Raw genomic sequence first — 14,194 nt, forward strand, 5'->3', positions numbered from 1 at the left:
GTGCGCGCCGCGCTTGGCGCGTGAGTTCCTACCGCGTCGAATTCACCACCGCGGCTGCCAAGGAAATCCGGAAGCTGGATGCCGGGATCCGTCGCCGCATCTTGGCCCGGATTGCCGACCTCGAACGGGATCCGCACCCTGCCGGCTGCAAGAAGCTCGTGGGCGAAGACAATGCCTGGCGGATCCGCATCGGTGACTACCGCGTGCTATACGACGTCGTAGACGACTCACTCGTGGTCACCGTCGTCCGGGTGACCCACCGTAGGGACGTCGAGTAGGCACGTCTATAGGTAGGCCCTGAATTGCTCACCATTGGCCTGAAGGCCAACCCGTTCATGGTGCCTTGACTCTGACCTTGCCGCCAAGAATGTGGAGTGAAGTTGGCGCTCCAGCGGGAAGGACTCCAGGTAGGCGCCGCGTCCGGATTCGCTTGGTCTGCGCGGCCGCTGCGGCCAGCAGGACCGACGCCGAAGACATCCACCCCGGCCTCGTCGGCGACCCGCACCCATTCAAGGATGTCGCGGGTGCGCGCCCCGGCATCCGTCGGCTTCCCGTCGGCGTTGCGGGTGAGCTCGCCGAAGGTGAAGACGCCGATCTCGAACGGTGGTGGCGCTCAGGCGCGGGCCACCGCCTGGGCGCCGACCTCCGCGGCGAGGAAGTCGCGTACGTCGTCGAGCTCGGGTGCGTTGATGCCGTGTGCCAGTCCCGGATACACCCGCTCAATCAGCGAGGTGTGCTGCGGAAGGTACTGGCTGGTGCGGATGATCGCCACGGGGGCGATGACCCTGTCTTCGGAGCCTCGGCCCCAGAATAGGGTCGGGCGACTACCGCGCAGTGTCTCATCGCCCGGCTGCGGTGCGCCGAGCACGAATCCGCCCAGCACGACGGGGGCCAGTACCCGTTCGGGCCGCGTGCGCAGCAGCTGGCTGGCCATGAGCCCTCCCTGTGAGAACCCGATGGGCACGATGCGGGTGCCGGGGTCCACGTTTGCCTCGATCCAGGCCCAGATGGCGTCCGTTGCTGCCTCCACCGGCCCGGCCTCGGGGTTTCCGGGCGTGGTGATCGAGAACCATGCCGCCCCGCCGTTGCCGAGCTCGATCGGTGCCCGCAGGGAGGCCCAGGGCAGGTCCAGCCCAAGCGCCGGCGCCAGCGAGCCCAAGTCGTGCTCGTTGGAGCCGAAGCCATGCAGGAAAAGCGCGACCGCATCCGGAGCGGCAATGGTGGACCAGTCGGGCGAGCGAACGTCGCGCAGTGAGGTATTCATTCGAAGGATCAGCTCCTGGGTTAAGGGAATCCGGGACACGGGGTGTGCACCCCGCGGATCGGTGGGAGGTATGGAACGAACGGCCGTCACCGGCCACAAGCACGGTAGCGGGCAGTCAGCCGGTTTCAACGATACACCAATTACTTGCAGCTTCAACCAAATGGTTTCCATGCCCACATCGATCTCTCCCGAGCTTCTACTGGCTACCCAGGCGCCCGGCCGCGGCGGTTTCGCTTTCCTGCTCGGCGCGGGCTTGGAATTCGTGGATGCGCCGCCACATTTCCGGGGCATTGGAGTACTTGGAGAAATGGGGTACCGAACGGGATAGGACGTCGACCGGCGGGTCGCCTCTACGTGGGGCGATGGGACATGCTAGTGCTTTGACCGTAAAGGTTGACCGGGTTTGGAATCGTGCCAGTCTGGTGGCATGGCTGAACGTGTGAAAGTGCGCCGGCTGAGTCCGGCGGAGGGGCAGCAACTGCTGCGGATCGTGCGCCGGGGCGAGCCGAAACAGACCAGGAGCGTGATCCGGTGGCGGCGGGCGACGATGCTTTTGGCTTCGGCGGGCGGGAATTCGGTGCCGGTCATCGCCCGGCTGGTCGCCGCAGACGAGGACACCGTGCGGCAGGTGATCCACCGGTTCAACGAGATCGGGCTGGACTGCCTGGACCCTGAGTGGGCGGGAGGCCGTCCCCGCCTGCTTTGTTCCGGCGACGAGGACTTCGTCGCCGCGACGGCCAGCACCCGTCCGGGCAAACTGGGGGTGCCCCTCTCGCACTGGTCGATTCGAAAGCTGGCCGGGTACCTGGGCGAGCGTGCGTCCCGGCCGGTCCACATTGGCCGGGAGGCGCTGCGCGCCCTGCTGCACCGGCACCGAATCACGTTCCAGCGCACCTCGACGTGGAAGGAGTCCACCGACCCGGACATCGAGGCGAAGCTGGAGAGGATCGAGGACGTGCTCGACCACCACCCGGACCGGGCCTTCGCGTTCGACGAGTTCGGCCCGCTGGGCATCCGCCCGACCGCCGGGACCGGCTGGGCGCGCCAGGGCCGGCCGGAGCGGTTGCCGGCGAACTACCACCGCACGGCAGGGGTTACCTACTTCCACGGCTGCTATTCGGTCGGCGCGGATACCCTGTGGGGCATCAACCACCGGCACAAGGGCACTGTGAACAGCCTCGCCGCGCTCAAGAGCATCCGGGCCGCTTGCCCGGACGGGGAACCGGCGTACGTGATCCTGGACAACCTCTCGGCCCACACCGGGGCACGGATCCGCCGCTGGGCCGCACGCCACGCCGTCGAGCTGTGCTTCACCCCGACCTACGCGTCCTGGGCCAACCCGATCGAGGCGCACTTTCGGGTGCTGCGCCAGTTCACCCTGGCCAACTCCAATTACCCCAACCACGTGGTGCAGACCCGCCGGCTGCACGAATACCTGCGCTGGCGCAACGTCCACGCCCGCCACCCCGACGTGCTGGAGGCCCAGCGCCGCGAACGCGCCCGCATCCGCAGCGAAAAGGGCCACCGCTGGGGCCGGCACGACACCCCGAAAGCGGCATGACCAACACCCCGGACGTTTACGGTCACCGCACTAGGTGTTCGCGATCTTGCGTGACGGCCTCACAGCCGTCCTCGAAGACGCTGGCATGTCAAGGGCGGACGAACCGCCGAGTGACTACGCACGCCGTCTCAGCATCGCTGCGGAGAGCCGGCTCGACGAGGTCGACGAGATGTTGAAAGCAAAGCGAGCCCGTGGGATGCTCCTGGCCTCAGGCGTTCCAGGGGCTGCCGGCCTCGCATTTGGGCTCAGTATGAAGTTCGTGCAAGTCCATGTGCCCGGAGGATCCACATTGATGAAAACGGCCGCCAAAGGAATGCTTCGGCGACCTCGAGAACAGGCCGAGGCTGCAAGCACCGCCCTTACATACACAGCAAACCTCCGGTTCTCAGGTCACCTTTGACAGCTACAAGCCGAGCCGATCGGTAGGGACATGCCAAGAGCCAGGCACCGAGATCGTAGCAGGAGCAGACGCACTGCCTGTTCTTCATGCGCTCACCGTATGGGCACAGAGACACACCCAGTCGCGAGTGGAAAATCGGTGCGCATCATCTGCACGACTTGCGGGACTCGTTCCGCCTCCGGCGCGTGGTGTGAAACGTGCGGGGCGGAACTCAGTGCCACAACTACAGCATGGGACCACCCCAAATCCCCGGAAAACCTCGTCCGGCTGAACGCTGCGGGAATATCCCGAAAGACCAGCTCCTGATGCCTGGGTGTACCGCTGTGCGGGCATAAATTTCGTCGTCGGGCCTGGCATGTATTTCAGTCATCACATTCCTTTGGTCAGCTTTTCCCCCGCGCGAGTGTGTTACCTCAAACGCTTTTCAAAGCAAAGGGAGAAGGGAATGGCAGTTGCATAGGGCTCATACACCGGGATGCGCGTGTAGCCCAGCTTCGAGTACAGGGCGACAGCTTCGGGCTGCTGATCCCCTGTCTGAAGAATGACCCGCAAGGCTCCCCCGCGTGCCGCGATCGCTTCGATCTCGCCCATCAGCATGCTGGCGACACCCCGGCCTCGTTCGCTCTCAAGCACCACGACTCGCTTGACTTCCCACTCCCCGTTCAGTGACCGGAGGGCGGCGTGGGCCACGGGCCCGGTCTCGGCTGACACTGCAAGGACGGTTGCGAGCACGTCATCCGGATCAACGGCCAAGGCCCTGAGTGCAGCGCCCCGCCCGGGACCAGGCTGCAGGTGGCGCGCATACCTGCTGTGGAGGTCCTCCTCAAGGATCCGTTGGAGCGCAACAGCGCGCTCATCCGTCCAGAGGACCTGTTCAAAAATCACAGCTGACACGGGGGCACTCCATTTCTTGTGGCTCTGAGGTCGGGAGCTGATGTTCCCCGCTTGAACTGTTCAGGGCGCGGCGTTTCGCCTTCTGCACCAGCGACGAGGTAGCGGCCCCCGTGCGCCCCGTGGTGGTTTCGATCCGCTCCATGTAGTCCAGGAGTTCCACTCATGGGGTCCCGGGAATGCCGTTCCGGGTCTTCACATAGGTGGACATTATTAGGTTCCTCTTATGGTTGGTGGGATTGTCAGCAGGATCAGGCGGGAAGCTTGTTGAGCTTGCGGAGCTGCTGGTCGAACATCCGCACGGGCACAAGACGGCGCATCGTCGACACGCTTGCGGTGTGTGAGCTGCCGGCGTATCACACCTTGGGGTTCTTGTCCGTGGCGGCGGCGACGATCGCCTTTGCCACGGTCGCGGGGTCATCGCCATCCTTGACCGCGCCGATCATGTACTCCTCGAACACCCGGCGCCGCTCGGCGTACACCGGTAACGGCCGATCCGGCCTGACGCTGTTGACCTCGAAGGAGGTGTTTGTCCATGCAGGCTCGACCAGGGTGACCCGCACGCCGAACTCGCGGAACTCGTGATCGAGAGACTCGGAGTACCCCTCCACAGCGTGCTTCGTTGCCGCGTACACGGCCATGTACGGTTGCGGCATGATCCCGACGATCGACGACAGGTTCACGATGCGGCCGTTCTTCTGGGTTCGCATGATCGGAAGGACGGCGTTGGTCAAACGGATGACCCGAACACGTTGATGTCGAAGACGTGCTGGGCCTGCGCCGCCGAACTCTCTTCCGCCGCTCCCGAAGATCCGATACCTGCGTTGTTGACCAGAACGTCGATGCGCCCGTGCGCCCGGATCACCTCCGCGATCACGTTTTCGACCGACGAGTCGCTGGCCACGTCGAGATCAACAAACCGCACTCCGCTGACCGGCTCGGCCTTCGACGCGTTGCGGCTCGTGCCGATTACGTTGAAACCTGCCCCCACAAGCGCGACGGCGGCCGCTTTGCCAATGCCTGTTGACGCCCCCGTCACGAGGGCAACTTTTTGTGTTGTTGCCATTTCTGCCTCCATAAATTTGTGCGGGCCGGTCAAAGCGCCGACTACTCGTTACAGGACTGTAGCAGTTAGTCAACCAATTGCGCCAGTGTTGTCGCTGTTTTAACTGCAATTGAGACTGTCGTGTAGTCGGTTGAGGGACCGGCGCAAGACTATGGCGCGGCCCACTGCGAGCCGAGGCGGAACGGGGCGTGCGTGCGATCCTCGACGCCGGCGAACTAGTGGCGGAATTGATTTCCACCGGGCCGGGCGCAGGGTCCGCCAAGGTTCTTCGCCGCATCTGGCCCGCATGGTCGTCGCACCTCAAACCAGCTGGCGGGTATGGTCACGTGGGTGAGCCCGCTCGGGGACCGGGCTCATGGACCAGTCGCGTTGTCCGCGTGTTACGACGGCGGCGGCGTGGGGGTTTGCCGTCGGGGATTTCGACGCCGGCCTTGATCCAGTCGGATTGATCGTTTCGGATCATCAGACCGGCCTCATAGAGTGGGACGTACGAAACCTTGAACGCGACCGAGGGAGCCTTTTTTGGCCGCAGGAAAAAGCAACACGTCGGCGGAGTCACGGCTGAATCCATAGTGACGCTCCTGCCACAAGTCACTTCCGGCGGCTTCGACGACAAAGTTGTTGCCGTCCGTCCCACTGCGCAGTGGTGGGGTTGTCCACATCGCCTGGTCGAGAACTTTCTGCATGGCGCCCCGGACTTCCATTTCGATGTTTTCGGTTGTTACTGACGAGGACAATTGTCGGCGCTAAGATTTCCTTCATGATGGGCCGAATCGGCCGTCAACTGCGTCTTCCGGTTCCGTGCAGCAAGGTGTCGATGACCAGTGTGGCGAGTGTATCCGTAGCGCTTGCGTCCGGATCTTGATCTTCGGGGTACCTCAGCAAGGCCTCGCTCATGAGCGCGTAGTACACCTGTCGCGTCCATTCCAGATCTGCGTCCGGATGGAGGAGCCCGTCGCGTTGGGCTCTGGTGAGGAGATCAAGGCAGCGCGCGTTGATCCGATCCCAGATTTCGGCGGCCGCGCTGGTGTCAGCCAGGGGGCTGCCAAGAGTGAATCTCCACGCGTTTTTTGTCCTCAATACATTCGCTGTCACACGATGCAGCGCAACGAGCGGAGGGGCCGAATCGGGGTTGCCGGCTTCGATGGCGTCGGCAAGCTGCTGTTTCGCGGAGATCGCGAGGGCATCCATGAGAGATTGACGGTTGGCGAACCTGCGGTGGACCGTGGTCCTCGTCAGCCCTGCCCTCTCGCCGATCTGCTCCATGGAAGCGCCAGGGTCATCGGCCAATACTTGCTCGGCTGCTTCCAAAATGGCGCGCACACTGCGCTCAGCGTCGGCCCGCAGTGCTCGGCCCATTGATTTCTCCATCCCTAGGTTCATTCCCATCCTAATAGATACTCGGCAGGATCAGATTCCAGAGTAAAAGGAACATTTATGTTGCGCCTTTTCTCATAATCGATACACTGTTGATGCGGATAAGCAGTGACCGACATAGACGCACTACACGCCCTCTTTCAGCGCCAAGCCTGAGCTTCGCCGCCCGGTTGGCTCCGGTGTCCGGCGGTGACATCACCAAGTCAGTCGTCCTCGTCACCGGAGCCAACGGCGGCCCCGGCGAACACTTCGTAGCCCAGGCACTTGAACGCGGAACCGACCGGGTCTACGCAGCCCCAGGAATTGCCTAACGATAGGAGCAGCAGTGACAGAGCGTGAACGAGTAATCGTCTGGGATGACCCCGCGGTTGGCGCTGCGGCCATGCCGAGCATGAGCGGCCTTGACTACCTGCACTCAATGATGGGAAAAAAGCTGCCGCCTCCACCCATGGGCGAACTACTGAACATGACGCTCGTTGAGGCGGCGCCGGGAACGGCCACCTTTACCTGCCACCCGGACGAATCCCATTACAACCCGATCGGCGCAGTTCACGGCGGGCTGGTGTGCACCCTGCTCGATTCGGCCCTGGGCTGCGCCGTACAGACCACCCTTCCTAAGGGCGTGGGATACACCTCCATAGAAATCAAAGTGAACTATCTTCGATCGGTGCGGGCCGACAGCGGCCCGTTGACCTGTGTAGGCGTCGTGTCCAAGGCAGGCAGCCGCGTTGCCTTCGCCGACGGCTCTGTCACCGACGCCACCGGCAAGCTGGTCGCTACCGCCAGCGGGTCGCTGCTCGTCTTCCCACTCAGCTGACGTCAGGGGGCATCTCAGCTAAACCCGGTGGCAGTGATGGCTCACCCACATGTGGAGGGCTGTGAGCTCTATTCTTCGGGCTCCACCCGCCTGCAGGTGGATGATCTGCAACCAGCCACGGACGGCGGTTGGTTGCGGAACGCCTTATTACGCGCCTGGTCGCGGTGACGGTTTGGCTATCACTCACCGGTCCGAAGGGATTACGAGTGAGATTCTGGGCTCGGGGTTTGGTGTGCCCGTATGGCTCCTAGGGCAGCAGGTGATTCGCTCCCTTATCAGAAGACGCGTTGTGCGATGTCGACCCTGGCTCCGTGGCCGAGCGCTGATCGCAGCTTTTCTTCTGTGACGGGGCCGCCGGGAGCTTCCATGAGGCTCTGGTCTGGGATGGATGGGTCAGCGAGGTAGAGACGCGTGTAAGCGCCGGCTTCCGGTTCGAAGCGCCAGCTCTCCACCAAGGGCCCGGCGTCGATGGCGTCGAAGCCGAGACGATCGATGAGGCCGATAGCTTCGATGGTCGCCTGTGCATTGTTGCTGGCGACGGGAAGGCTCGTGCGGTCCGGAGCGTCGGAGGGGCGGGCCAGCTGCGGGATGTGATGGGCCAGGATGTTGTTGAACGCTTTGACGATGTTGACGCCCTCGAAGTTCTGTTGGATCAGTTCGCTGGTGGTGGCTGTGTTGTTGTCGAGTTCGGCGATCCGGCCGTCTCTGGACGGGTAGTAGTTGCTGGTGTCCAGGACGGTCTTGCCCCGTAGGGGTGCGGCGGGGATGGCTTGGTGCGCGGTGAGCGGCACGGAAAGTACCACGAGGTCCTGGTTTGCTGCCTGCTCGATGGTGCCTGCGGTGGCCAGCGGTCCAAGCTCGGAGATCAGGTCGGCCAGGCTTTCCGGGCCCCGTGAGTTGGAGATAACGACTGGGATGGCTGCTGCTACGGCAAGACGCGCGATGGCTGCCCCGATGTTTCCGCTTCCGATGATTCCAAGGGTGGGCATAGGTCATCCTCTCTCTTGATGTGGTGCGTGAAGGTCGGCAGATGGGCCGCGAGATGAGCGGTGAGCCGTGCACACGTGGCCCGATGGCGGGTCGAACGTTATGAGGATCCGCCGGTAGTGGTGTCAGCTGGGCTTGTAGCCCGTCTCGATGATCGTGCGCATCGCGGCCAACGCGGCACCGTTCAGCGACCCCGTTCCCTTGAGCCAGGCGATGGAAACCGCGGCGTAGAACAGGTAGTTGCCACTGAGCCCGGTCCGGGCCCGACCAGCAGCCTGCGCACTCTTCAAGTACTCATCAGTGGTCGCGATGAGGCGGTCACATGGGACGGTCAGAGGGTTGTCGGGCTCGCGTTCCCTGGCCGCAGCCATGAGGGGTTCGGGCAGGCCACTGAAAGCACTGAAGTAGTCCTCCAACGCTCGCATCCACTGCTGCAGGGCATCCCCGGGATCAGGAACCTGGGCGATCTCCGCGCTACGAGCGGTAAGTTCCTCAGATCGCGCCTGCAGCACACCGGCCAGCAGCGCCTCCCTTGTCGGGAAGTGGCGATAAAGGGTACCCGCCCCGACGCCAGCTTCCTTCGCAATCGCATCCAGCGATGCGCCGATCCCGAAAGCCAGGAAGTGGCTTCGGGCCGCGTCCAGGATGCTCGCACGGTTACGCAGAACATCGGATCGGAGCTTCCGCTCCTGCGGCGGTCTGCCACTCATCAACCCCTCCTTCTCGCAGAATGCATACCTTTGACAATACGGAGACTACCTCCGTATTGTCAAAGTGAAACGGACGCACTCTCCGTTTCCATTCTTTGTCGACGCGAAGGAGCACGATGACCGACCCGCAGATGCTGTTGTGCCTGCAACTCACCAGCGGCTACGGCGCCCAGCCCGGGGCGTGGCGTTTGCCGGGAGTGAATGCGCCCAGTTACACGGACATGGACGTGTTCGTGCGCTACGCGCAGGCTGCCGAGCGTGGCAAGATCCAGCTGCTGTCCTTCGCCGACACCCCGACCTTGGACGTGGACCTCGACCACGAGCCCCCTCACTTCGCGATGGACCCCCTCCTGACCCTGACGTCCATCGCTCGGGAGACCGAGCGGATCGGCCTGGTGACCGGGGGACTATCTCGACGCCCGCGCGCATACACCCTCCACAACCGCTACGGACTCACCGTCCAAAAAGGATGTGCGCCAAGGTACTGGCTCAACTCAGCCGACACCGGCCCTCCGCCGTGAGGTAAGCCGACGACGGTGGGAACTCCCCGCCGTCGTCGGTCATTAACCGGACGTTCAGACGGGCTACATAACCTACCGGCATGACCTCCACGTTCACGAAGACCCTCGGCGTCGCGGCCTCCGCGGCGGCCCTCATACTCGCGCTCTCCCCGGCCGCCGCCCACGCCGCAGCGCCGAGCAACTCCCCCGCCCCAGGCGCCACAAACGGCAAGGGTGGCGGCCAGGGCCTCGGACGCTGCACTGCGCCGGGCCGCCCTCCCGTCCCTTCCAACGAAGGCACGGTCTTGTATTTCCAGGACGCCCATGAGTTCTCCCCGCGCCCGCACGCCAACGACGTGCAGCGAGGTTCCATCTCCCGCTTGGCTACGGTCCTGGCTGACCTTACGGCGAGCAATCACTCGCCGGCCACGATCTTCGGCGGCGACCTCGCCGGCGGCACGCTCTTCGGCGGTATCTACAAGGGCGTCCCGTTCGTCGAAGCCTTCAACGAGCTGGGCGTCGATGTCGCGACATTCGGCCAGCACGACTTCGACTTCGGGACCGACCACACGCGTGACCTGGTGGCAGCCTCGGAGTTCGAGTGGATCGCTTCGAACATCGAGAAGCACGGGGGTGAGCCGTTCCTGCCCGGCCAGACGGTGGGCGTGGTGAAGGCCGGAGACCTCCGCATCGGCGTTATCGGCCTCACAGGCAGCCTGAAGAACTCCTCCGCCAACGCGGAGCTGACGCAGACCGGCTACGTCGATGCCTCACGGACCGCCCTCTCCGAGCTTGAGTCCAGGGACGTAGACGTGGTGGTCGCGTCCGCCCAGATCGACCGCGCCGACGCCGAAGCCCTCATGGCGGAGGTCCCGGAAATCCAGATCATCATGCGCGAGGAAGACTCCGCGGCCGCACAGGCCGATGTCACCGAACTCGAAAATGAGCGCCTTATCGTCACAGGCATGGGCGACTACGGGGCAGTCCTGGAGATCGACATCGCTGCCGACCTGTGCGGCAGGATCACCACAGACGCAACAGTCCACGCCGTGGACCAGGCAGTAGAGCGGGAGCCGAAGTGGTTCGCGGTTGAACAGGCCTACGAAGCGGACCTGTCGAACAAGCTGGACACCGTCGTGGGCGAGTCCACTGCAGCGCTGACGCGACCTCAGATCGCCTACACCTCCGCGGATGGCCTCCGCAGCCACTTCAACGCCGACCTCGGCTGGATCAACGGCGGCGGCATCCGCGCCAACCTCGACGCCGGTCCGATCACCCTGCGCGAACTGCACGCCATCCACCCCTACAGCAACACGGGCATGCTCATCCAAGTCACCGGCACCCAGCTCGTCGATGCCCTCAACCAGGGCGCCGACTCCAACCCCACAGGCAGCGGCGGGTTCCCGCAGCCGTCCGGCTTCACCTACTCCTACACGCCGGGCGCCCCGCAGGGCCAGCGCATCACCGACGTCCGGCTCACCGACGGCACACCGGTAAGCTCTGAGGCGACCTACTCCCTGGCGATCACCAACTACGTCGCCGTCAACGGTGGCGACGGCGTCACGGCCCTCCAAAACGCCGCCGTCATGGTCACGCCGGACGAAGGCATCGCCGACAACGCGTCATTGATCGCCTACGTCGAGAAGTTGGGGACCATCAATCCGCAAGCGCCACGCGTCGAGATCCACTGACGGACGAGCCTCTGGGCGTACCGAAAAATTGATGCGATCTTGAAGTAGGCGGCCACACCTCCCGCGGTACCGTGGCCGGATCCGTGGCACCAGGAGCGTCCCGCTCGGTGACACGGGACAGATCGGCACATCGCCAGGGTTCCGCGTGCCGCTGGCCTCCGGGTTGCTCTCTGGAAAGTACACCCGGGACACCGAGTTCCCCGAGGACGATCACCGGAACTACAACCGCGACGGGGCCGCGTTCGACGTCGGTGAAACCTTCTCGGCTGTCGACTTTGCCACCGGCGTCAAAGCTGCCCAGGAGTTCAGCGGCCAGGTGCCCGACGGCGTCACCACGGTCAGCCCCGGTGCCGTTCCGCGGCGCAGGCCAGGGCAAACGCCGCGGCGGGAGCGATGTACGGCGTCGGCACCGGGCTTGCCCCGGCGCCCTGGACATCTACGGCCGTTACTTCCGCGAAGCGATTCATCCGCGCCGGTAAGGAAGGGAGCGACGCCGTCACCAACCGCCGCGCGTAGGCGTATGTCCCTTGCGGGCATCGTCGGGCATTGCCATTTCGGCCCGCAGGCCTAGGAGCCGGATGGGACGGCCCGCTTCGATTCCCGCGGTGAGGTCCAAGGCCCGCGCGAGGATTTCGTTCCGGTCGAATGTCTCGGGAATCTTTCTCGCGTGGGTCGTGGTGAAGAACGGCGCGTACCGAACCTTCAGGGTCAGCCCAACCACGGGCCGTCCTTCGGCCACAACATCCTCAAGGACACGCGCTGTCAGCTCCCTTACGGCGTCGTCCACCTGGGCGGGCTCGGTCAGGTCCCGCTGGAAGGTGGTCTCCCGGCTATGCCCGCGGGCAACCCACGGGGTGTCGTCCACAACGCTGGCGCCGTCCCCGCGTCCGAGCTCCGCGTACCAAGGACCCATCCTGGGGCCGAACTCCGGGACCAGGTCCTGGGGGTCGGACGCGGCGAGCTCGGCGACGGTGCTGATGCCGAGTTTGGCCAGCCGGCCCGACACCTTGGTTCCGACGCCCCACAGGTCCTTGGTGGGCCGACTGCCCATGACGTCGAGCCAGTTCCGGGCAGTGAGACGGAAGACGCCGGCCGGCTTGCCGAAACCGGTGGCGACCTTGGCTCGGACCAGGGTGTCGCCGATGCCCACGCTGCAATGCAGCTGCGTTCGCTCCAGGACAGCGGCCTGCACCTGCCGGGCGTAGGCTTCCGGATTCTCTGTTTCAGTGCCTACAAAGGCTTCATCCCAACCCAGCACCTGCACGGTGGCGCCGGGCTGCGCGCGCAGGGTAGCCATCACCGTTTCAGACGCCGCGAGGTAAGCCTCCTGATCGACGGGCAGGATCACAGCGTCGGGCACTTTCCGGGCCGCAATGCGTAAGGGCATTCCGGAACCCACGCCGAACGCCCTGGCTTCGTAGGATGCGGTCGACACCACAGCTCGTTCCGTGGGGTCGCCCCGACCGCCGACAATGATCGGCTTGCCCGCAAGCTCCGGCCGCCGGAGCACTTCGACGGCCGCGATGAACTGGTCGAGATCGACGTGCAGCACCCACCGGATTCCGTTCACGTCACCAGTCTGCCCTAAACATCCCGGGCAAGCACCGGCTCTCCACCGAGCCTGGCCGCGGAGCCTGCGGCCACCTGACCTTCCTTGAATTCCAGCGCCGCCGAACACCGCCGCAGGGGAACGAGGCTCTAGATCGTGCCGTCGAGGAATGCAGACGGGTCTTGACCTTCGGCCATCAGGCGCTCCCGGAGTCTCTCCAGTGCCGGGCCGCGTTCGTCGAGAAACTCTTGGAGGGCGGCGGCGGCCTTGGCTTTGGTCAGGTCGATAGTTAGTCATGGCGGATGATGACCAGCCCGATCGAAAAAGTAGCTGGCTTTCGTAAATTCCCCAGTAGCCCTTCCACCAAAAAGGGTCGAAGAACTGCCACAAGGTGACACCCCGAAGTGTGGACAATGTACACACCCCACATTCCCCTTCATCAGCTGTCGCACGCTTGGGACAGGCGCACCTACCTGATCGCCACCATCAGTATCGGGCGCGCAAGAGGCAAAGTGCGACTGTCACCGTTCGGTGACATAATGGAACTGGCGAAGGAGGACTATTGACACGTACGACCAGCATCGACACGCCCGCGGCAGCCGGCGCCATCATCCGCGCCCGGCGCCAGGAGCGCGGGCTCTCGCAGCAGTTCCTCGCAGAGGCCGCCGGTGTTTCACGTAAGTTCATCGTCGACCTCGAGGCCGGTCACGAACGAGCCGAGCTCGGAAAGACTATGGCCGTTCTCCACACCCTTGGGCTGTCGCTGACCGCCACCGAGCCCATTCCCCGCGGCAGCGACTACGACCCGGCAAGGCGCGACTACGCCGAAACCTTCACCCAACTGATTGACTCACGAGACTTCGAGTTCGCCATCAAGATGCTCGCCGACTACGCCACCGCATCCCTAAAAGCGGGAAGGCCACTACTCCAGCGCAGCCCCCGGCTCAAGGACCCGCACTGGTCCGCAGCCCTGGCCGGCATCACCAACTACACCGCACGCCGGCTCGGCCAGCCCGCCCCGCCCTGGACCAGACGCATCAGGCCCCTCAATGAGGCATGGATGCCGGCAGAGTCCTACCGGAGCGTCCGGGAACCCATGAAGAAACTCGCCATGTCCGAAACACCACCGGAACTCGCCGCCATGAACGTCTTCATCCGCGAACGCAGCCTGGCCACCATATGACCGGCGGAGAACTCACCGCCGCTCAAATCCGCGCCCTCCTCCAAGAACTCGGCCGACGCCTAAAGGCCCGCGGCATACACGGCGACGTCAAACTCGTGGGCGGTGCCGCGCTCATCCTGTAAGGAATCGGCAACCGCCCGACTGTCGACATCGACGCCAGCTACGCTGACCAGGCCACGGTCAACGCCGTTGTCACCG

14 protein-coding genes and 2 pseudogenes are annotated in these 14,194 nt (G+C 64.4%); 8 read left to right on the forward strand and 8 right to left on the reverse strand.

Features of this window, described 5'->3' with window-relative positions; genetic code table 11:
- Window positions 1-20: 20 nt before the first annotated feature.
- Window positions 21-278, forward strand: a complete 258-nt coding sequence (locus ACQCSZ_RS10655; protein ID WP_427007960.1) for a type II toxin-antitoxin system RelE family toxin — start codon at window positions 21-23, stop codon at window positions 276-278.
- 335 nt (window positions 279-613) lie between these two features.
- On the opposite strand, the gene ACQCSZ_RS10660 is transcribed toward ACQCSZ_RS10655, so the two are convergent.
- Window positions 614-1,264, reverse strand: coding sequence for an alpha/beta hydrolase (locus ACQCSZ_RS10660; RefSeq protein WP_427007961.1), 651 nt, complete (start codon window positions 1,262-1,264; stop codon window positions 614-616).
- 427 nt (window positions 1,265-1,691) lie between these two features.
- Between ACQCSZ_RS10660 and ACQCSZ_RS10665 the strand changes: the two genes are divergently transcribed.
- Window positions 1,692-2,825 (forward strand): IS630 family transposase, encoded by a 1,134-nt coding sequence (locus tag ACQCSZ_RS10665; RefSeq protein ID WP_427007962.1) that lies wholly within the window; start codon window positions 1,692-1,694, stop codon window positions 2,823-2,825.
- Between the two features lie 808 nt (window positions 2,826-3,633).
- Here ACQCSZ_RS10665 and ACQCSZ_RS10670 read toward each other — a convergent pair.
- From ACQCSZ_RS10670 to ACQCSZ_RS10685, 4 genes and pseudogenes are all read right to left on the reverse strand, one after another.
- The gene (locus ACQCSZ_RS10670; protein WP_427007963.1) at window positions 3,634-4,119 is read right to left on the reverse strand and encodes a GNAT family N-acetyltransferase; all 486 of its coding nucleotides are present in this window, start codon (window positions 4,117-4,119) and stop codon (window positions 3,634-3,636) included.
- A gap of 353 nt (window positions 4,120-4,472) precedes the next feature.
- Window positions 4,473-5,194, reverse strand: a pseudogene (locus ACQCSZ_RS10675) (oxidoreductase).
- 461 nt (window positions 5,195-5,655) lie between these two features.
- Window positions 5,656-5,919, reverse strand: coding sequence for a hypothetical protein (locus ACQCSZ_RS10680; protein ID WP_427007964.1), 264 nt, complete (start codon window positions 5,917-5,919; stop codon window positions 5,656-5,658).
- Between the two features lie 43 nt (window positions 5,920-5,962).
- A complete protein-coding gene (locus tag ACQCSZ_RS10685; RefSeq protein ID WP_427007965.1) occupies window positions 5,963-6,541 on the reverse strand; it encodes a TetR/AcrR family transcriptional regulator in 579 nt (192 codons plus the stop codon).
- 343 nt (window positions 6,542-6,884) lie between these two features.
- Here ACQCSZ_RS10685 and ACQCSZ_RS10690 point away from each other — a divergent pair, with 343 nt between their 5' ends.
- Window positions 6,885-7,376 (forward strand): PaaI family thioesterase, encoded by a 492-nt coding sequence (locus ACQCSZ_RS10690; RefSeq protein WP_427007966.1) that lies wholly within the window; start codon window positions 6,885-6,887, stop codon window positions 7,374-7,376.
- A gap of 275 nt (window positions 7,377-7,651) precedes the next feature.
- Here the strand turns inward: ACQCSZ_RS10690 and ACQCSZ_RS10695 are convergent, their stop codons facing one another.
- Both ACQCSZ_RS10695 and ACQCSZ_RS10700 read right to left on the reverse strand, forming a co-directional pair.
- Window positions 7,652-8,365 (reverse strand): NADPH-dependent F420 reductase, encoded by a 714-nt coding sequence (locus tag ACQCSZ_RS10695; protein WP_427007967.1) that lies wholly within the window; start codon window positions 8,363-8,365, stop codon window positions 7,652-7,654.
- 123 nt (window positions 8,366-8,488) lie between these two features.
- Entirely contained in the window at window positions 8,489-9,073 is a 585-nt protein-coding gene (locus tag ACQCSZ_RS10700; protein WP_427007968.1) for a TetR/AcrR family transcriptional regulator, read from the reverse strand.
- Between the two features lie 116 nt (window positions 9,074-9,189).
- On the opposite strand from ACQCSZ_RS10700, the gene ACQCSZ_RS10705 reads away from it, so the two are divergent.
- The 3 genes and pseudogenes from ACQCSZ_RS10705 to ACQCSZ_RS10715 all read left to right on the forward strand — a co-directional run.
- Entirely contained in the window at window positions 9,190-9,594 is a 405-nt protein-coding gene (locus tag ACQCSZ_RS10705) for a hypothetical protein (RefSeq protein WP_427007969.1), read from the forward strand.
- An 80-nt stretch (window positions 9,595-9,674) separates the two neighbouring features.
- Window positions 9,675-11,264 (forward strand): bifunctional metallophosphatase/5'-nucleotidase, encoded by a 1,590-nt coding sequence (locus tag ACQCSZ_RS10710; RefSeq protein WP_427007970.1) that lies wholly within the window; start codon window positions 9,675-9,677, stop codon window positions 11,262-11,264.
- Between the two features lie 142 nt (window positions 11,265-11,406).
- Window positions 11,407-11,743: pseudogene (locus tag ACQCSZ_RS10715) on the forward strand (aldo/keto reductase); the annotation flags it as partial.
- 17 nt (window positions 11,744-11,760) lie between these two features.
- On the opposite strand, the gene ACQCSZ_RS10720 reads toward ACQCSZ_RS10715, so the two are convergent.
- Window positions 11,761-12,816, reverse strand: a complete 1,056-nt coding sequence (locus ACQCSZ_RS10720) for a DNA polymerase IV (RefSeq protein WP_427008310.1) — start codon at window positions 12,814-12,816, stop codon at window positions 11,761-11,763.
- A gap of 559 nt (window positions 12,817-13,375) precedes the next feature.
- Here ACQCSZ_RS10720 and ACQCSZ_RS10725 point away from each other — a divergent pair.
- Both ACQCSZ_RS10725 and ACQCSZ_RS10730 read left to right on the forward strand, forming a co-directional pair.
- Window positions 13,376-13,996 (forward strand): helix-turn-helix domain-containing protein, encoded by a 621-nt coding sequence (locus ACQCSZ_RS10725; RefSeq protein WP_427007971.1) that lies wholly within the window; start codon window positions 13,376-13,378, stop codon window positions 13,994-13,996.
- Window positions 13,993-14,118 (forward strand): hypothetical protein, encoded by a 126-nt coding sequence (locus tag ACQCSZ_RS10730; RefSeq protein WP_427007972.1) that lies wholly within the window; start codon window positions 13,993-13,995, stop codon window positions 14,116-14,118. Before ACQCSZ_RS10725 ends, ACQCSZ_RS10730 begins: the two co-directional genes overlap by 4 nt.
- Window positions 14,119-14,194 lie beyond the last annotated feature (76 nt).

The sequence above is a fragment of the Pseudarthrobacter sp. H2 genome, assembly GCF_050157045.1.
Taxonomy (GTDB): domain Bacteria; phylum Actinomycetota; class Actinomycetes; order Actinomycetales; family Micrococcaceae; genus Arthrobacter.